Annotated in this window: 22 protein-coding genes and 1 riboswitch; of the genes, 14 read left to right on the top strand and 8 right to left on the bottom strand. The window is 66.6% G+C overall.

Annotated features, from left to right (window positions below; genetic code table 11):
• Positions 1-49: 49 nt before the first annotated feature.
• A riboswitch (SAM riboswitch) is annotated at positions 50-126 on the top strand.
• A 74-nt stretch (positions 127-200) separates the two neighbouring features.
• Both metZ and ACO07I_RS13045 read left to right on the top strand, forming a co-directional pair.
• The gene (gene metZ / locus ACO07I_RS13050) at positions 201-1,412 is read left to right on the top strand and encodes an O-succinylhomoserine sulfhydrylase (RefSeq protein WP_422017952.1); all 1,212 of its coding nucleotides are present in this window, start codon (positions 201-203) and stop codon (positions 1,410-1,412) included.
• Positions 1,413-1,432: 20 nt separating this feature from the next.
• Positions 1,433-2,044: a TenA family protein gene (locus tag ACO07I_RS13045; protein ID WP_422017950.1), complete on the top strand. Its 612-nt coding sequence runs from the start codon at positions 1,433-1,435 to the stop codon at positions 2,042-2,044.
• Positions 2,045-2,164: 120 nt separating this feature from the next.
• On the opposite strand, the gene ACO07I_RS13040 is transcribed toward ACO07I_RS13045, so the two are convergent.
• A complete protein-coding gene (locus tag ACO07I_RS13040) occupies positions 2,165-2,614 on the bottom strand; it encodes a MarR family winged helix-turn-helix transcriptional regulator (RefSeq protein WP_422017948.1) in 450 nt (149 codons plus the stop codon).
• Positions 2,615-2,693: 79 nt separating this feature from the next.
• Between ACO07I_RS13040 and ACO07I_RS13035 the strand changes: the two genes are divergently transcribed.
• From ACO07I_RS13035 to ACO07I_RS12980, 12 genes are all read left to right on the top strand, one after another.
• Positions 2,694-3,167, top strand: a complete 474-nt coding sequence (locus ACO07I_RS13035) for a PaaI family thioesterase (RefSeq protein ID WP_422017946.1) — start codon at positions 2,694-2,696, stop codon at positions 3,165-3,167.
• A gap of 14 nt (positions 3,168-3,181) precedes the next feature.
• Positions 3,182-4,090, top strand: coding sequence for a cation diffusion facilitator family transporter (locus ACO07I_RS13030; RefSeq protein WP_422017944.1), 909 nt, complete (start codon positions 3,182-3,184; stop codon positions 4,088-4,090).
• Positions 4,091-4,151: 61 nt separating this feature from the next.
• Positions 4,152-4,544 (top strand): Co2+/Mg2+ efflux protein ApaG, encoded by a 393-nt coding sequence (apaG, locus tag ACO07I_RS13025; RefSeq protein ID WP_422017942.1) that lies wholly within the window; start codon positions 4,152-4,154, stop codon positions 4,542-4,544.
• 26 nt (positions 4,545-4,570) lie between these two features.
• Positions 4,571-5,197 (top strand): GTP cyclohydrolase I FolE, encoded by a 627-nt coding sequence (folE, locus tag ACO07I_RS13020; protein WP_422017940.1) that lies wholly within the window; start codon positions 4,571-4,573, stop codon positions 5,195-5,197.
• 52 nt (positions 5,198-5,249) lie between these two features.
• Entirely contained in the window at positions 5,250-6,419 is a 1,170-nt protein-coding gene (argE, locus tag ACO07I_RS13015) for an acetylornithine deacetylase (protein ID WP_422017938.1), read from the top strand.
• Between the two features lie 24 nt (positions 6,420-6,443).
• Positions 6,444-6,878: a hypothetical protein gene (locus tag ACO07I_RS13010; protein WP_422017936.1), complete on the top strand. Its 435-nt coding sequence runs from the start codon at positions 6,444-6,446 to the stop codon at positions 6,876-6,878.
• A 9-nt stretch (positions 6,879-6,887) separates the two neighbouring features.
• Positions 6,888-7,760 (top strand): 2-dehydro-3-deoxygalactonokinase, encoded by an 873-nt coding sequence (locus tag ACO07I_RS13005; RefSeq protein ID WP_422017934.1) that lies wholly within the window; start codon positions 6,888-6,890, stop codon positions 7,758-7,760.
• Positions 7,757-8,383 carry a 2-dehydro-3-deoxy-6-phosphogalactonate aldolase gene (locus ACO07I_RS13000; protein ID WP_422017932.1) on the top strand — a complete coding sequence of 209 codons (627 nt, stop codon included), beginning with the start codon at positions 7,757-7,759 and terminating at the stop codon, positions 8,381-8,383. The genes ACO07I_RS13005 and ACO07I_RS13000 overlap by 4 nt, the downstream gene beginning before the upstream one ends.
• 105 nt (positions 8,384-8,488) lie before the next feature.
• Positions 8,489-8,818 carry a hypothetical protein gene (locus ACO07I_RS12995; RefSeq protein WP_422017930.1) on the top strand — a complete coding sequence of 110 codons (330 nt, stop codon included), beginning with the start codon at positions 8,489-8,491 and terminating at the stop codon, positions 8,816-8,818.
• 148 nt (positions 8,819-8,966) lie between these two features.
• On the top strand, positions 8,967-9,554 hold the full coding sequence (locus ACO07I_RS12990) for a PadR family transcriptional regulator (protein ID WP_422017928.1): 588 nt from the start codon (positions 8,967-8,969) through the stop codon (positions 9,552-9,554).
• Positions 9,551-9,871, top strand: coding sequence for a DUF2218 domain-containing protein (locus tag ACO07I_RS12985; protein ID WP_422017926.1), 321 nt, complete (start codon positions 9,551-9,553; stop codon positions 9,869-9,871). Before ACO07I_RS12990 ends, ACO07I_RS12985 begins: the two co-directional genes overlap by 4 nt.
• 67 nt (positions 9,872-9,938) lie before the next feature.
• Positions 9,939-10,592: an FABP family protein gene (locus tag ACO07I_RS12980; RefSeq protein WP_422017924.1), complete on the top strand. Its 654-nt coding sequence runs from the start codon at positions 9,939-9,941 to the stop codon at positions 10,590-10,592.
• Positions 10,593-10,599: 7 nt separating this feature from the next.
• Here ACO07I_RS12980 and ACO07I_RS12975 read toward each other — a convergent pair whose 3' ends face one another.
• The 7 genes from ACO07I_RS12975 to ACO07I_RS12945 all read right to left on the bottom strand — a co-directional run bounded on the left by ACO07I_RS12975 (position 10,600) and on the right by ACO07I_RS12945 (position 17,345).
• A complete protein-coding gene (locus tag ACO07I_RS12975; protein ID WP_422017922.1) occupies positions 10,600-12,114 on the bottom strand; it encodes an ABC transporter substrate-binding protein in 1,515 nt (504 codons plus the stop codon).
• Between the two features lie 68 nt (positions 12,115-12,182).
• Entirely contained in the window at positions 12,183-13,022 is an 840-nt protein-coding gene (locus ACO07I_RS12970) for an NADPH-dependent oxidoreductase (protein WP_422017920.1), read from the bottom strand.
• On the bottom strand, positions 13,022-14,269 hold the full coding sequence (locus ACO07I_RS12965; RefSeq protein WP_422017918.1) for an MFS transporter: 1,248 nt from the start codon (positions 14,267-14,269) through the stop codon (positions 13,022-13,024). The genes ACO07I_RS12970 and ACO07I_RS12965 overlap by 1 nt, the downstream gene beginning before the upstream one ends.
• Complete coding sequence (locus ACO07I_RS12960; protein WP_422017916.1) at positions 14,253-15,095, bottom strand: fumarylacetoacetate hydrolase family protein; 843 nt, start codon at positions 15,093-15,095, stop codon at positions 14,253-14,255. Before ACO07I_RS12960 ends, ACO07I_RS12965 begins: the two co-directional genes overlap by 17 nt.
• Before the next feature lie 11 nt (positions 15,096-15,106).
• The gene (locus tag ACO07I_RS12955; RefSeq protein WP_422017914.1) at positions 15,107-15,853 is read right to left on the bottom strand and encodes an aspartate/glutamate racemase family protein; all 747 of its coding nucleotides are present in this window, start codon (positions 15,851-15,853) and stop codon (positions 15,107-15,109) included.
• 2 nt (positions 15,854-15,855) lie between these two features.
• On the bottom strand, positions 15,856-16,575 hold the full coding sequence (locus ACO07I_RS12950) for a DNA-3-methyladenine glycosylase I (protein ID WP_422017912.1): 720 nt from the start codon (positions 16,573-16,575) through the stop codon (positions 15,856-15,858).
• A 5-nt stretch (positions 16,576-16,580) separates the two neighbouring features.
• Complete coding sequence (locus ACO07I_RS12945; RefSeq protein WP_422017910.1) at positions 16,581-17,345, bottom strand: alpha/beta fold hydrolase; 765 nt, start codon at positions 17,343-17,345, stop codon at positions 16,581-16,583.
• Between the last annotated feature and the right edge of the window lie 56 nt (positions 17,346-17,401).

The raw sequence follows: 17,401 nt of genomic DNA, 5'->3' as shown, positions 1-17,401 counted from the left end.
GGCGCGAGGCCCGATCGACGGGCTTGCGTCCGGCCGTTGCCGCCCTTATAGAGGCGGCCGTGGAGATTTGAGCCGACCGGCTTGCGACCACGTTAAACATCGCTAAAAGGTCGGAGGTGCTCGCAAAGCCCCCGTCCTTCCAGGTCGGGGGCTTTTCGTTTGCGTTGCCGGAAGGGCGCGCGGCGAGACAGGAGAGTGAGATGGACGGTTCGATTCCCGTGAAGAAGGCGCAAGCCGACGTTTCGAAGTGGCGCACCCAGACCCGCGCCGTGCGCGGGGGACAGATTCGCAGCAACTTCGATGAGACGTCCGAAGCGCTGTTCCTGACCTCGGGCTATGCCTATTCGAGCGCCGAGGAGGCGGAGGCCACCTTCAAGGGCGAGGCCGAGCACTATCAGTATTCGCGCTTCGGCAATCCGACCGTCACCATGTTCGAGAACCGGCTGGCCGCGCTGGAAGGCGCCGAGGCCTGTCGCGCCACCTCGACCGGTATGTCGGCGGTGTTCTTCGCGCTGCTGGCGCTGCTCAAGGCGGGCGACCGCATCGTTGCGGCCCGCCAGCTGTTCGGCTCCTGCCACTACATCGTGGCTGACCTGCTGCCGAAATACGGCATCCAGAGCGAGCTGGTCGATGGCGGCGATCTCGCCCAGTGGGAAAAGGCGCTGGCCAAGCCTGCGCAGGCGGTGCTGTTCGAATCGCCGTCAAATCCGATGCTCGACATCGTGGACGTGAAGGCGGTGTGCGACCTCGCGCACAAGGCCGGTGCCAAGGTCGTGCTCGACAATGCCTTCGCCACGCCGATCCTGCAGCGGCCGCTCGAATTTGGCGCCGACGTCGTGGTCCACTCGGCGACCAAGTACATCGACGGCCAGGGCCGCACCCTGGGCGGCGCTGTGCTGGGCTCGAAGGAGTTCATCATCGAGAAGCTGCAGCCGATCATCCGCAACACCGGCCCGTCGCTCAGCCCGTTCAATGCCTGGGTGCTGGTGAAGGGCCTGGAGACGCTCGGCCTGCGCGTCGAGCGCCATTGCGCCAATGCCCGCCGCGTCGCCGACGCGCTGGCCGCGCATCCGGCGATCGGCCGCGTGCTCTACCCCGGCCGTCCCGACCATCCGCAGCATGCGCTGGCCGCCAAGCAGATGTCCGACTTCGGCGGCGTGGTGACCTTCGACGTCAAGGCGGGCAAGCCGGCGGCTTTCGCCGCGCTCAACCGTCTGCAGATCGTCGATATCTCGAACAATCTCGGCGACGCCAAGAGCCTGATCACCCATCCGGCGACCACGACTCACATGCGCATCGGCGCCGAGGAGCGCGCGAAGCTCGGCATCACCGACGGCACGGTCCGCCTCTCGGTCGGCCTCGAGGATGTCGAGGACATCGTCGCCGACCTCGTGCAGGCCCTGGGCGCCTGACGCCGCAGTCGGGGCAAGGAATGTCGCTTTCGGCCGACCTTTGGACGGCGAATGCCGACCTGGCGTCTCGCATCCTGTCGCACGGTTTCGTGCGCGGGCTGCGGGACGGCTCGCTGCCCATCGAATGCTTCAAGGGCTATGTCGCCCAGGACGCCTATTTCCTCGAAGCCTTTGCCCGCGCCTACGCCTTCTGCCTCGCCAATTCGCGCTCGCGCGAGGATCTGTACGGGTTCGCCGGCCTGATCGCCGGCGTGCTGCAGGAGCTCAAGCTCCATAAAGGTTATGCCGAACGCTGGCAGGTCGATCTCGACGGTGTCGCGCCCATCGAGGCCACGCGCGCCTATGTCGACTTTCTTCTCGAGACGGCGCGGCGCGGCAATCTGGGCGAGACGATCGCGGCGATGACGCCCTGCATGCGGCTCTACGCCTTCCTCGGCCGTTCGCTCGCGGCAAACAGCGTGGCCAAGCTCTATTCGGAATGGGTGAAGACCTATGCCGATCCGGGTTTCGAGGCGCTGGCCGCCCAGCTCGAAGCCCTGCTCGATCTGCATGCGCAAGACACCGAGGCCGTGCGCGCCCACTACCGCCGCGCCATGGAACTCGAACTCGGCTTCTTCGCCGCCCACGTCTAGCGGGCGTTGGCAAGACCCGCCGGGAAGTATCCGCGGTACCAGGGTACCTGTGAGAAGGGGTGCGACTCTCGTTTCGATTGTTTCGTTTATTGGCCGGAATCCGGCTTTTTCGACGGCCTGTCAGAGCGGCGCCAGCCTCTCCATCGAGCGGTCGAGGGCGCCGTGCAGGTCGGCGGTCAGCTTCGTGCCCATCGCTGTCCGGACCTCCTGCTCGGCCTCCGCCCACAGCGGCAGCGCGCGCTTGAACAGGGCGCGACCGGCCGGCGTCGCGACCAGCTCGTGCCGGCGCTTGTCGCCCGCGGCCGCCCGTTCGATCACGCCCGAGGCCAGCAGCGGCCGCAGGTTGCGAGTCAGGGTGGTGCGATCGGTCGCGACGAGGTCGGACAGTTCGGTGATGCTGACCGGACCGCGCGCGATCACGTACCCCAGCAGCGAGAACTGGGAGATGCGCAGGCCGGTCGGCGCCAGGTGCCGGCTGTAGATCTGGGTCACGCGCCGCGCCGCGCTGCGCACGCGAAAGCAGGTGCACTCGGCGGGCGACAGGCGGACGGGGGCAGAATCGGCTGTCATGCAATCGAGAGTATCGCCGCTTCTTGCGCCGGCAAAGTCTTAATGTGTATATGCACTTAAAATCGTGACGGAGACGGACATGGCGGCAGAGGCGGGATTTGGCGTGGTGCCGATCGAGCAGGCGCGCACCCTGGACGGGCTGGACCTGTTCAAGGGCCTGCTGGAGGGGCGTTATCCCGCGCCGCCGATCTCCCGGACGCTGGGATTCAACCTGCTGGAAGTCGAAGCCGGGCGCGTGCTGTTCGGCTATACGCCGGTCTTCGACCACTACAACCCGCTGGGCACCGTCCATGGCGGCATCGCCGCCACCCTGCTCGATTCGGTGATGGGCTGCTGCATCCACACGATGCTGAAGGCCGGCAGCGGCTACACGACCGTCGAGATCAAGGTGAACTACGTGCGTGCCATGACCGACGGGACCGGCCCCGTCCGCGCCGAGGGCAAGGTGATCAACGTCGGATCGCGCATCGCCACGTCTGAAGGCCGCCTGACCGACGCCGCCGGCAAGCTGCTGGCCCACGGCACGACCACCTGCCTCATCTTCCCGATCTAGACTATTCTGGTGGCATGCAGAATGCCGCCGCCGAACAAAGACTCCTGAAACTCTCCATCGCCGTCACCATCGTGGTGTCGGCCTTCGGCGTCCTGTTCGGCCTGCTCTCGGGGTCGATGTCGATCCTGTTCGACGGCGTGTTTTCGGCTATCGATGCGGCGATGTCGGGGCTGGCGCTGTTCGTGTCGCGCCTCGTCACCCGCGTCGCCGAGAATCGCCGCTTTCAGTTCGGCTACTGGCATATCGAGCCGATGGTGCTGGCCTTCAACGGCGGCACCCTGATGCTGCTCTGCTTCTATGCCCTCCTCAATGCGGTCGACAGCCTGCTGGCCGGCGGCCGACATCTCGATTTCGACTGGGCCATGGCCTATGCCGTCCTGGTCTGCGTCGCGTGCTTCGGCATGTTCTTCTACGAGCGCCATCTCAATCGCCGGATCGGTTCCGATTTCGTGCGGCTCGATACGCAGAGCTGGCTGATGAGCGGAGCCATCACCTCGGCCCTGCTCTTGGCCTTTGCGATCGCGTCCACGCTGAAGGGCACGGCTTACGAGGCGCTGGCGCCGTATGCCGACCCGGCAGTGCTGGCCCTTCTGACGCTGCTCCTCGTCTTCGTGCCGATCGCCACGGTGCGCAAGGCGCTGCAGGAAATCCTGCTGATCACGCCGCCCGACCTCGACGCGCGTGTCCGCCAGGTCATGGACGAGATGGTCGCGCGCCATGGCTTCAAGACCTATACCTCCTACGTCGCCAAGGTGGGACGCGCCCAGTTCATCGAAATCCACATCGCCGTCCCGCCACAATCCCCGATCGACAGTGTGGGAAAGGCCGACGCCATCCGGCGCGAGATTGCCGAGGCGATCGGCGGCGAAGGTCCGAACCGCTGGCTCACGATCGACTTCACCGCCGATCCCAGGTGGCTGTAGACGGGTTTGACCTTTCGGCCGGAAACTCCCATGTCAGAGGCCAGAAGGAATTCGCCCGCGCATGTACAAAGCCACAACCCGTTCCGTTCAGGTGACTGTCGAGCCGCAATATCTGTCCGACCAGTCGGAACCCGAGAAGTCACAATTCGTGTGGGCCTATACGGTGCGCATCGAGAACAAGGGCGATGTCGCGGTGCAGTTGCGCAGCCGGCATTGGAAGATCACCGACGGGCTCGGCCGCCTTCAGGAGGTCAAAGGGCCCGGTGTCGTCGGCAAGACGCCGTTGCTGCGCCCGGGCGAGGTCTTCGAGTACACTTCCGGGACGCCACTTTCCACGGCATCCGGCATCATGAGCGGCACGTATCAGATGGTGGACGAGGCGGGCGTGAAGTTCGACATCGAGATTCCGACCTTTTCGCTCGACACGCCGACGGCGCAGCGCAGCCTCAACTAGGCCGCCCGGATAAGGGGAGTAAGACGATGAACAAGATGGCGAAGCCGCGCGAGGTCGTTTCGCTCGCCACCGGCCAGTCCCGGCCCACGCGCGAGGAGGCCGAGACGGCCGTCCGCACGCTGATCCGCTGGGCCGGCGACGATCCCGGCCGCGAGGGCCTGGCGGGCACTCCGGACCGCGTCGTGCGCTCCTACGAGGAATTCTTCGCGGGCTACGACCAGGATCCGCGCGACATGCTGCAGCGGACTTTCGAGGAGGTCGAGGGCTACGACGAGGTCGTGGCGCTGCGCGACATCCGGCTGGAATCGCATTGCGAGCACCACATGGTCCCGATCATCGGCAAGGTCCATGTCGGCTATCTCCCGGACAAGCGGGTCGTCGGCATCAGCAAGCTCGCCCGCGTGGTCGACGCCTATGCCCATCGCCTGCAGATCCAGGAGAAGCTGACGGCGCAGATCGCCAACACGCTGCAGGAGGTCCTCCAGCCGCGCGGCGTCGCCGTCGTGATCGAGGCGGCGCACCAGTGCATGACCACGCGCGGCGTCCACAAGTCGGACGTGACCATGGTGACCAGCCGAATGCTGGGGGCCTTCCGCGACAATGGCGAGACACGGCGCGAATTCCTGAGCATGATCGGCCGCTCGTCGATTTAGCTTCTGCCTCGCCGTTCAGGGTGAGGTCGGAACAGAGTGAACAAGGGACATCATGGCCGGAGAGACCGTCAATTCCATCGACATGCTGCGAAAGCTCGTGGCGTTCGACACCACCTCGCGCAATTCCAACCTCGCCCTGATCGAGTATGTGCAGGGGTACCTCAAGGGCCATGGCGTCGAGTCCAAGCTGGTCCCCAACGAGGACGGGTCGAAGGCCAATCTCTTCGCCACCGTCGGACCCAACGTACCGGGCGGCGTCGTGCTGTCGGGCCATACCGACGTCGTGCCGGTCGACGGCCAGCCCTGGGTCACCGATCCGTGGACGCTCACGCTGAAGGACGGCAAGTACTACGGCCGCGGCACCTGCGACATGAAGGCCTTCTACGCGATCGGCCTCGCCATGCTGCCGGAGTTCCTGAAAGCCCCCCTCAAGAAGCCGATCCACTTCGCGCTGTCCTACGACGAGGAGATCGGCTGTTTCGGCGCGCATTCGCTGGCCGCCCGCATGGCGACCGAGGTGCCGAAGCCGCGCGTCATCATCATCGGCGAGCCGACCATGATGACCGTGGTGCATGCCCACAAGGGCAGCCAGAGCTACGTCACCAAGTTCACCGGCTTCGAGGCGCATTCCTCGATGACCCATCTCGGCGTCAGCGCCATCCATTTCGCGGGCGAGTTCATCCACTACCTGAACACGGTGCAGGAGGAGCTCGAGGCCGCCGCGCCCAAGGACAGCGAGTTCATGCCGGCCGCCGCGACCTTCAACGTCGGCACCATCATCGGCGGCACGGCGGGCAACATCCTGGCGCGCGAGTGCGAGGTCCTGTGGGGCTATCGCGAGCTGCCGACCCGCCCGATCGAGGAACTGGGCGAGCGCGCCAAGAAGTGGCTGAAGGAAGAGCTGCTGCCCAAGATGAAGGCCAAGCATCCGGCGGCCGCCATCGACACCGAGCTGCGCGCCTCGACGCCCGCCTTCTCGCCCGAGGGCAACGACGACGCCAAGACCCTGGCAGGCAGCTGGTCCGGGTCCAACACGGTCGGCGCGGTGGTCTATGCCACCGAGGCCGGCATCTTCCGCAAGGTGCTGGGCGTGCCGACGGTGGTCTGCGGCCCGGGCGACATCGCCCAGGCGCACCAGCCCAACGAATTCATCCTGGCCTCGCAGATCGATGCCGGCGAGGCCTTCATGAAGCGCATGCTGGAATGGTCCTGCCGGGACTAGGCTTGCAAGCCTGAGAGAAGGGCGATGGCGAAGGTTCCTGGTTCCTGGGAGAAGGCGGAAAGCCTGACCGGTCCGTGGGCAGGGCCTTCGACGCTGCGGGCGCGGCGCATTGTTGACGATCCCGGCAGGCTGACTCCGGATGAGCTTTCGATCGTGTCGTCGGAGCAATTCGATCGGGCCTTCGAAGAATACAGCCAGTTGGGCCCCCGAGCGTCTGTTCCCATAGAGGAGCGCTGGCCGGAAGTAATTCCCGATGTGGATCCCTCGAAGTATCCTGCTCTAGAGGCCAAGTGCCATGAGATCACGTGGGCGGTCGTCCAATGGGATGACGACGTGAAATGCGGGCGGCTTCGCAATGAGGACGATATCGTGAAGCGGATGGTCGCGATCAGGTATCCCTATCTGACGCCGCGACATCAGGTTTCCGTCAGAAGCTACGCCTCGTTCGCCAACAGGTGAGTGGTCGAAGTGCCCCACCTGATCGCCGTCGACTGGGGTACGAGTTCGCTGCGCGGCGCCCGTCTCGACGAGGCGGGCCGCGTGCTGGAGGAGAAGAGCGCGCCGCTCGGGATTCTCAATGTCCCGAACGGCGATTTCGCCGGCGTCTTCGACTCGCTGTTCTCCGATTGGATGAAGCCGGCCGGCAGCGTCTGCCTGATCTCCGGCATGGCCGGCAGCCGGCAGGGCTGGGCCGAGGCGCCCTATGTCGCCTGTCCCGCCGGACCCGCAGACCTCAAGCGACACCTGCACTGGATCGAGCCGGAGCGGATCGCCCTGGTGCCCGGCCTCAGCGTCGAGCAGGGCGAGGTGCCCGACGTGATGCGCGGCGAGGAAGTGCAGATCTTCGGCGCCATGCGGCTGGCCGATCTGACGGACGGGCTGTTCGTGCTGCCGGGCACGCACAGCAAATGGGCCACGGTCCGGGACGGGCAGGTCACCGGCTTCCGGACCTACATGACCGGCGAGTTCTACGGTCTGCTCGGCCAGCATTCCATCCTGGCCCGGACGCTCGACGCCGACGCACCGCTCGACCATGCGATGTTCCTGCGCGGCGTGACGCGCGTCGCCGAGGGCGAAGGCCTCCTGCACAATGCCTTCGGGGTACGAGCGCTTGCCTTGTTCGACCGTCTGTCGCCTGCCCAATCGGCAAGCTACCTCTCCGGCCTGCTGATCGGCGAGGAGCTGCGCACTCAGGACCTGGCACCCGGTCGCGCGGTCGCCGTCATCGGCGCACCCGCGCTCACGGAACGCTATGCTCTCGCGCTGGGCCACAGCAGCGTAATCGTGCGCCGCTTCGGCGCCGAGGCGACCTGGGCGGGCATGAGGGCTTTAAGGGGATGACCACCATCGACAGGTTCAGGGCTGCGATGCGCGCGCTGCCGCTCGTCGCCATCCTGCGCGGGGTGAAGCCCGCCGAGGCGCCGGCGATCGGCGAGGTGCTGGTCGAGGCAGGGTTTCGTCTCATCGAGGTGCCGCTCAACTCGCCGCAACCCCTCGACAGCATCGCCACACTGCGCCGGCGCTTTCCCGATGCCGTGATCGGCGCCGGCACGGTTTTGACGTCTGCCGAGGTGCGGGACGTGGCGTCGGCCGGCGGTGAACTCGTCGTGGCGCCGAATTTCGACCGCGACGTCGTCGAAGAGACGGTGCGGCTCGGTCTGGCGAGCCTGCCCGGTATCCTGACGCCGACAGAAGCCTTCGCGGCCCTGAAGGCGGGCGCGCACGGATTGAAGCTGTTTCCCGCCGAGCTGGCCTCTCCGGCGGTGATCAAGGCGCTGCTGGCGGTGTTGCCGAAGGGCACGCCCTTGATCCCGGTCGGCGGCATCGGCGCGGACAACATGGTCGCCTGGCGAGCGGCCGGTGCGGCCGGCTTCGGCCTCGGCTCGTCGCTCTATAAACCCGGCGACGATGCGGCGGCGGTGAAGGTGAAGGCGGCCGCGATTCTGGCGGCGTGGCGCCCGTAGAGAACCGCGGTGAGGTTCGATCGGCGGGGCGGCTCAATTCTCGCGCGTCGCTGTCGGTGACGTGGTAGACACTCGCCGCATCCCATACGGGTGTTGGAGAAAATCATGGTTCGCACAATCGCAGGTTTGTCGCTGGGTCTGGCGCTTCTGGCGACCTCGGCCAACGCGGAAGTCTATTGTCGCGCTGAAGGCGTGCCGCACGGCTGCGTCTGGGCACCTCGCGGCGCCGGGGCGCCGGGCGTGGGCGTGGTCCCGGGCGTCGGCGCGGGCGCGCCCGGTGTCGGCGTTGCGCCGGGCGTTGGCGTCGGCGCTCCCGGCGTGGGTGTCACGCCCGGTGTTGGCGTGGGCGCTCCCGGCGTCGGCGTAGCCCCGGGCCGTGGGGTGGACGGCGACGTGAACAGGGGCGGCCCGGTCAATCGAGTGGGTCGTCACTGATGAGGCCGGCCACCCTGTGAAGGGTGGCCGCCCCGTTACCTGCAAGTAGGCTGAACTCAAAAAATCAGAAACCTCGAGAAGTCCCTCTTGTGTTTTTGAATATTCAAGATATATCTTGAGTATGTTAAGTCATACCAAGAGTGAAACAATGCGAACTTTTCATCATCATCACGGGCACGACGAGTCCCATCGGTATCATTTCGGTCGGCGCGGCTTTGGCCGGCCCGGCCATGGCTGGGACGGGCATGCCGGCGAGGGCCACGGCGGGCGGGGACGCCGCCGCGTCTTCGATTCGGGCGAGCTGCGGCTCGTGCTGCTGAAGCTGATCGCCGATGAGCCGCGCCACGGCTACGAGCTCATTCGCGCCATCGAGGAGCTGACCGGCGGCCGATACGTACCGAGCCCCGGCATGATCTATCCGACGCTGACGATGCTCGACGAGATGGGCCACATCGCGGAGGTGAAGTCGGAAGGCGCGCGCAAGTCCTTTGCGGTCACGCCGGACGGCACCGCCCATCTCGATGAGCGCAAGGTGGAGGTCGCCGCGCTGTTCGCACGACTGGCCGAGCTTGCCGGCCTCCAGGAGCGCACCGACTCCGCGCCGGTGCGCCGGGCCATGGGCAATCTGCGCGAGGCGTTGATCCTACGCCTCGGCCGCGACGGTGTGCAGAAGCAGACGGTCCACGACGCGGTCGCCATCATCGACGAGGCCGCGCAGAGGATCGAACGCCTATGAGCGCCACCAGCAGCGCGCGCGTGCCGACGGTCAACGGCAGCCGCTACCTCCAGCAGCTCTGCAAGCACTGGAGCCATAATCTCGAGGTCGAGTTCACGCCGGAGACGGGCAGGGTGGTCTTTCCGCGCAACGCCCGCGGGGCCGACTGGCCGGGCGATGCCACTCTCCTTCTGACAGCGCATTCCGATGCGCTGGAATGCCGCCTCGAGGCCAGTGCCGAGGGACAGCGCGACGCGCTCAAGGGGGCCGTCGCGAGCCACCTCGATCGCTTTGCCTTCCGCGAGGCACCGCTCGCCTTCGAGTGGCACGATGCGTGACAAGCCGCGCGCTTGTTAACCCGGGGCCGGGCTTGCACATTCCGCGCGAGTGCAGCCCGAGGACCCCATGTCGACCCTTCCCGAAGACGTCTTTACCGAACCCGAGGATTTTTCAGCCGACACGCTGGCCAACCTGGGGCCGCTGGCCCGACTGGCCGGCGACTGGGAGTCCGACAAGGGGATCGACATCGCGCCCAAGGCGCCTGGCCCGGAGCAGCGCGGCTTCCGCGAGCATATCCGGATGGAGCCGATCGACCCGCAGCCCAACGGGCCGCAGCTTCTCTACGGGCTGCGCTATCACATCCACATCAACACGGACGAGGAAGCCATCACCTTCCACGACCAGGTCGGCTACTGGCTGTGGGAGCCGGCCACCGGCCTGATCATGCAGTCGATCGCCATTCCGCGCGGCCAGGTCGTGCTGGCGGGCGGAACCGCGAAGCCGGACGACAAGACCATTTCGGTCGAGGCAAAGCGCGGCGACACGCGCTTCGGCATCTGCTCGACCACCTTCCTCGAGCAGGCGTTCCGCACCGACTATTACCGCATCGACATCACCTTCAACGATGACGGCAGCTGGACCTATGTGACGCGCACGGATCTGGCGGTCCGCGGCAAGACGCCGGCCTTCAACCACCGCGACACAAACACGCTGCGCCGAGTCTCGGCGCCGGCCCAGAACCCGATGGTCGACCGGCTGAAGAGCGGCAAGTTCGACTGACCGGGCGCTATTTCAGTTTCAGGCCGACCACGCGCAGCAGCCCATCCGGCACCGGACGAAATCCTTCGAGCCGGACCGTATGGGTCGCGAGATTCTGCGGGTGGTAGAGGTAGAAGATCCAGCCCTTGTCCAGGAAGCGCTCGGTGATCTTGCGGTAGATCGCCTTGCGCGCCTCCAGGTCGGTCGCGGCCCGCGCTTCCTGGTGCCAGCCGTCCAGTTCCTTGTCGCAGTACTTTCCCATGTTCTGCGGCGCGCCGCAGGTCTGGAAGACCACGGAATTGCCGTCCGGGTCGCTGCGGCCGCTCCAGGTCAGCGCATAGACCTGGAAGTCGCCGTCCTCACCGGCCTTCAGCGCGGTCGCCACCTCGACCACGCGCAGCTTCAGGTCGAAGCCCGCTTCCGCGACCAGAGACTGCACGACCTCGGCGATGGCGCGCGACTCGGGCGCGTTGTTCACCATGTAGTCGAGGGTGAGTTTGCCGGTGATGCCGGCCTCCTTCATCAGCGCCTTGGCCTTGGCGATGTCGCGCTTGGGGATCGGGAAGTCCTTCTGATAGTACGGGCTCTGCGGGCTGACCCACTGGTTGCCCGGCACGAACTCGCCGTTGAACACGACCTGGTTGATGGCGTCGCGGTCGAGCGCCAGTTCGAAGGCGCGGCGCACCCTCGGATCCTTGCCCAGCGGATTGTTCGACTTGGGCCCGTTCTCCTGGTTGATCATCAGCCCGAACCAGGCGAGGGACACCGAGTTGGCGAGCTTCAGCTTGGGATCGGCCCGCACGGTCGGGATGTCGGTCGCCAGGATGCGCTCGGTGAGGTCGATGCCGCCCGAGCGCAGGTTGGCCAGGCGCACCGTCGTATCGACGATGGGCAGGTAGGTGATCTTGTCGATGAACACCTGGTCCTTGTTCCAATAGTCGGCGAACTTCTCGACGACGATGCGGTCCTGCTGGACCCGCTCGACGAACTTGTAGGGGCCGGCGCATACGGGCTTCAGGCCGAACTTGTCGCCCGCCGCCTCCGCCGCCTTGGGCGAGACCATCATGCCCGCCCGGTCGGTGAGCTGTGCCAGCAGCGGCGAGAAGGGTTGCTTCAGGTTCAGCTTGACGGTCAGCGGATCGACCACGTCGACGCTCTCGACGATGCCGATCTCGGGCTTGCGGAACGAGCCCTTCATGTTGAGGTGACGTTCGAGGCTGTACTTGGCCGCGGCGGCATCGAACGGCTCGCCGTCATGGAATTTCACGCCGGGGCGCAGCTTGATGAGGACCGTCTTGCCGTCGGCCGAGGTCTCGTGGCCGAGTGCCAGCTGCGGCACCACCGTGAGCTTCTCGTCGATGTCGAACAGCTTGTCGCAGATCGAGGCGAAGACGATTCGCCCCGTGTAGGTGCGCGACAGGGTGGGATCGAGCACATCGGGATCGTCGCCGATTCCGATCCGAAGATGTCCCTGCGCCGAGGCCGTACCGGCCGCCGCGCAGAACGCCACTGTCATGAGAAAACGATGAGCCGTCCGCCGCATGTTGCCTCCGTCCTGACCGTCTCCGGACTCCAGCACGCGCCGTGCCATGAGGCCGGGCGAAGCTCGGCCTACCGAACCTCGAATCCCATCTTCGCCAGCGCGGCGCGCAGCGTTTCGCGACCGTTCATGGCTTTGATCGGTCCCAGCCGGTTCAGGACCCGCTGGGTCCAGGTCGCGGCCTGCAGTTCGTGGCGGGCCGAGAACTTGCTCATTTCGGCATCATAGGCGGCGCGCAGCGCCTCTTCCTTGCTCGCGTCGTAGCGCTCGGTGTGGAGCACGACCGACTGCGGCAGGCGCGGCTTCACCTCGCCCTCGCCCTTCTCCGTGGCGTAGCCGACGCAGAGGCCGAACACGACGACGGCCTGGGGCGGCAGGCCGAGCAGCTCGGCAACGCGGATCGGGTCGTTGCGCATGGCGCCGATATAGACCGTGCGCAGGCCCATCGACTCCGCGGCGACCACGGCGTTCTGGGCCGCCAGCGCCGCGTCGATCGAGGCGACCATGAAGGTCTCCAGCCAGGGCATGGTCTCGAACGGCGTCTTCGTCGCGTTCGAGATGCGCTGGTTGCGCGACATGTCGGCGATCCAGGCGATGAACAGCGGGCACTGCTCGATATGCTTCTGGCCGCCGGCGATCTCGGCAAGCACCTTCTTCTTGGCGGGATCGGTGACGGCGAGCGCCGACCACCACTGCATGTTGGAACTGGTAGCGGCCGACTGGGCGGCGGCGATCATGCTTTCGAGCGCGCCGGCCGGCACGGGATCGGGCTTGTAGCTGCGCACCGAGCGATGATCGAGCATCGTGGCGATCGTCTCGTTCCACGGTCCGGCCGCGGGCAGGACATCGGCGCCATAGCGGCGGGCGAGGGCTTCCGTCTTGGGAGGCGTGGCAGGCGTCAGGGAATCCATCAGGCAATGCTCTCGGGTTTGCGGCGGGTGATCGCGGTGATCAGCGCCAGGAAGATGAAGCCGGTGACGATCATGAAGATGGCGCGCGGCTCGCCATGGTCCATCAGGGCGCCATAGAGCAGCGGGGCGACCATGCCGCCCAGGTTGAAGCCGGTGCTGACGAAGCCGAACACCTTGCCGAACGAGCCGGGCGGCGTCACGGCGCGCACCATCATGTCGCGCGACGGCTGGATGATGCCGTTCAGCAGGCCGCCGACCGACATCAGAGCGATCAGCGCGAAGCCCGGCATGTTCACCCAGGCCATCAGGATCGCCATGGTCGAGGTACAGGCGAAGCCGACGGCCGCCACGCGCTCATGGTGGGGCGTGCGGTCGGCGATGATGCCCCCCAGCAGCACGCCGCCGGCGCTGCACAGCAGGAACCCCGAGAGCGCCACGCTGGCCACCGAGAAGGGCGTGCCATGGATCTGCGCCATGCCGACGACGGTGAAGGTCTGGATGCCGCCGTTGGCCATGGCGAGGCAGAAGAAGAACAGCAGGTTGCGCAGGATCGGCGCGCTCAGCAGGAGGTCGAGCCCGACCTTCTGGCCGCTGTCCTTGGCCGGCTGCTGTCCGGGCTTGTGTACGACGCGCGGCAGGATGCTGCCCGCAACGATCAACACGAGCGCCGTCGCGATCGACAGGCCGCCGACGAACAGGAAGGCGCCGCGCCAGCCCCACAGGGCCGCACAGGCCAGCGCCAGCGCCGGTGTCACGCCCGAGCCGAGATAGCCCGCGAAGGTATGGATCGAGAAGGCCTTGCCGATGCGCTTGTGATCGATGGTGGCCGACAGGATCGAATAGTCGGCCGGATGATAGACGGTGTTGGCGAGTCCCAGGAAGCCGTAGGCGATGACGAAGAACCAGTAGCCGGGCAGCAGCGCGGCCGCCGCGACGGCGATGCCGCCCAGGATGAGGCCTCCGGTCAGCATGGCGCGCGGGCCGACCCGGTCGACCAGGAAGCCGGCCGGCGTCTGCAGCAGGGCGGAGGCGGCGTTGAAGGCCGTGAGCGCGAAGCCGATCTCGACATAGCTGACGCCGAACGCCTCGCGGACTTCGCCGAACAGCGGCGGCAGCAGCATGATGTGCACATGGCTCACGAAATGCGCCAGGGCGATCAGCGCGATCACCTTGTATTCGCGGACCTTCTTCGCATCGGTGCCGGCCTCGCTGGCCGGCAGGTCGAATGAGTTACTCGTCGATGACATTGACGCCCAAGGTCCCTATGCCTGAGATCTCGACCTCCAGCCTGTCGCCGGCCTTCATCCAGAGCGGCGGCTTGCGGCCTGTGCCGACGCCGTCGGGCGTGCCGGTCGCGATGACGTCGCCCGGCTCCAGCCAGGTCACGGTCGAGAGATATTCGATGATGGTCGCGACATCGAAGATCATGTGGTCGGTCGTGTCGTGCTGCACAACGGTGCCGTTCAGCCGTGTCGTGAGTTCGAGCCGCTGCGGATCGCCGATCGCGTCCGGCGTAACCATCCACGGTCCGAGCGGTCCGGTCGCGGGGAAGTTCTTGCCGGCGAAGACCGAGTGTTTCTGGAAGTCCCGGATGCTGCCGTCGATGAAGCAGCTGTAGCCCGCGATCACGGACAGGGCGCTGGCGCGCGGCACGTGCCGGCAACGCTCGCCGATCACGATGGCCAGCTCGCCCTCATAGTCGAACTGAGTCGAGGCGCGCGGCCGCACGATGTCGCCGCCGTGGGGCACCAGCGTGTCGTGGAGCCGGGTGAAGACGCTGGGCACGGTCGGCATCTGGCGTCCGACCTCACCGACATGGCTGGCATAGTTGAGGCCGACGCAGAGGATCTTGCCGGGATCGGGAATGACCGGCAGCAGCTCGACGTCCTCGAACGCGAGAGTGGTCGCGGCTCCCTTTAGTGCGGCGCGAAGTTCATCGAGCGCCTTCGCCGCGATGACATCGCGCAAGCCGGGCCAGCGTCCCTTCGTGCGTGCCGACAGATCGACGATGCCGGCGTCGACGACCGCGCCGAATTTGTTCGCGCCCGCATGGCGAAAGCTGACCAACCGCATAGGGACGGACCCTAGGGTGATTGCAGCAGCTTCGAAAGACCTTTGGAGAGTCTGATGCTGTCCACGGCGCCGGGCTTCGCAAGTGCACCATGGGTGGCTTTCGCGAGCTTCTGCAGCGCGAGTCCCTCGGCCATCGAGATGGCGCAGGCGACGCCGTCGAGGAGAGGGGCATCGACCATGTGCTTCAGCTTGGCGGCGAGCCCGGCCAGGCCCGCGCCGCCCAGGATCACCACGTCGGCGCCATCCTCTTTGACGCAGGCGCTGCAGCCTTTTGCCAGCAATTCCATGGCGGCCGTGGGGTCACGCGCGATGTCGGCACCGGTCGGCGCCACCGTGCGCACCGAGGCGAGGCGCGAGGAGAGACCATGGCCCGCCACGAATTCCTCGAGCATCGACTGCCAGCGCTCGCCGCCGGTGACGATCGAGAAGCGGTTGCCCATGGCACAGGCTTGCAGGATCGACGCATCAGCCATGCCGACGACCGGGACCGGACTGACCTCCTTCAGGGCCGCGAGGCCCGGATCGCCGAAGCAGGCCAGAACGACCACGTCCTTGGGGCCGCGATCGTTGGCATAGGCGTCGAGCGCGGCGTGGCTCGCGATGGCATAGGCCGCGCGCGAGGCGATGTAGCGCGGACCGAAGGAGCCGGTGAGCGCCCGCAGGCGGGTGCCCTTGGAGGCAAAGCCCTTGGCCGTCTTGAGGACGAGGTCGGTGATCGACTTCGTGGTGTTGGGATTGATCAGCAGGATGTTCGTCATGGTCACGTCCGCATGGTTTCCGCGAGGCGCGCGGCATCGTGGTTCTCGCCGATCGACAGGGCGCAGATGCGCGAGATGTGGGTGAGCGGCAGGCCGCTCTCTTCGGCCCAGGCATTGATCTGCGCCTGGGCGAGCTTCTGGTCCTTCTTGGATGTACCCTTCTCGCTGATCGGCACGCCGGCATCGCGCAGGCACATCATCAGGTCGCCGGTCAGGATGAAGGAATCACGCCCGAGGAAGCGCAGCAGGTACTGGCCAGAGAAGCCTCCGAGCCGGGAGCCGCGCTTGGCGAAGATTTCGAGCAGGCCGATCTGGTCGTCGACCGGCCAGGCGGCGAGGAACTTGCCGAAGCTGCCATGCTCCGCCGCGATGTCGGTGACGAACTTCGCATTCTCGCGCACCGACCGGATGCTTGTCGGGTTGCGCACGATACGCGTGTCCCGGGTGAGGGCCTCCCAGAACTCGGCGGGCTGGAACAGGAGCCGCTTGGGATTGAAGCCAAGGAAGGCCTCCTCGAAGCCCGGCCACTTCTTGTCGATCACGCTCCACACGAAGCCGGCGCAGAACACGCGGCGCGCCATCTCGGCCAGCACGCGGTCGTCCGTCAGTTTCGCCAGGGCCTTGTTGTCGCGTTTCTTCGGCAGCAGGGCCGCCAGCGCCTTCTCGCCGCCCTTGCGCCTGGCGGCGCGCGCCTGGATCGACTTGAAGCTGACCCTTGCCATCCAGCCTACTCGAGCCAGCCGTCGAAGAAGTCGAACACGGTGGCCTTGAACATCGGATGGCCGATGCAGGAGAAGTGATCGCACCCCGGCAGGGTCACCGCCTTGGCGCCGGGGATGGCGTCGGCCAGTCCCTGCGGCGGACCGGCGAGCTGGTCGCGGGCGCCGGCGACGACCAGGGTCGGACGCCGGATCGCCATCAGCGAGTCGCGCGTGAGCGGCAGGCGCGGTCCGCGCGAGCAGGCGGCCAGGGCCAGCCGGTCTTCCTTCTGCTCGTCGGCAAAATGGCGGAAGCTCTTGAGCATCGGATCGGCGATGTCGTCGGGGCTGGCGGCTTCCATGGCCTCGGCCATGGCGCCTTCCGCGCGCGGCGGATCGAACAGTTTGCCGCCGACGCCCGCCACCACCAGATGATCGATGCGGCCGGGATCGACCAGCGCCGCCGTCAGCGCGATGTGCGAGCCCATCGAGAAGCCCAGCACGTGCGCGCGCTCGACGCCGGCATGGTCCATCAATGCAAAAACATCGCGGGCCATCGCCTCGCGATCGTAGCTGGCCGGATCGTGCGGCTTGGCGCTTTCGCCGTGGCCGCGATTGTCGAGCGCGAAGCCGCGAAGTCCCTTGGCGGCGATGGCGTCGTACCAGCCCATGCGCTTCCAGTTCTCGGTGCGGTTCGCGGAGAAGCCGTGCACCAGCACGATCGCCTTGCGGCCGTCGGCGGGACCGAATTCGTCGTAGGCGAGGTCGAGCCCATCGGAGGTGAAGTGAGCCATGACTTTCCCTAACAAGTGGCATGAACTGCGACAAGGTTGATCGCGCTGCCCAAGTG

The organism is Reyranella sp., from assembly GCF_965227665.1.
In the GTDB taxonomy this organism is placed as follows: domain Bacteria; phylum Pseudomonadota; class Alphaproteobacteria; order Reyranellales; family Reyranellaceae; genus Reyranella.
The sequence above is the reverse complement of the archived record's forward strand: the minus strand, read 5'-3'. Positions and strand labels throughout refer to the sequence as shown.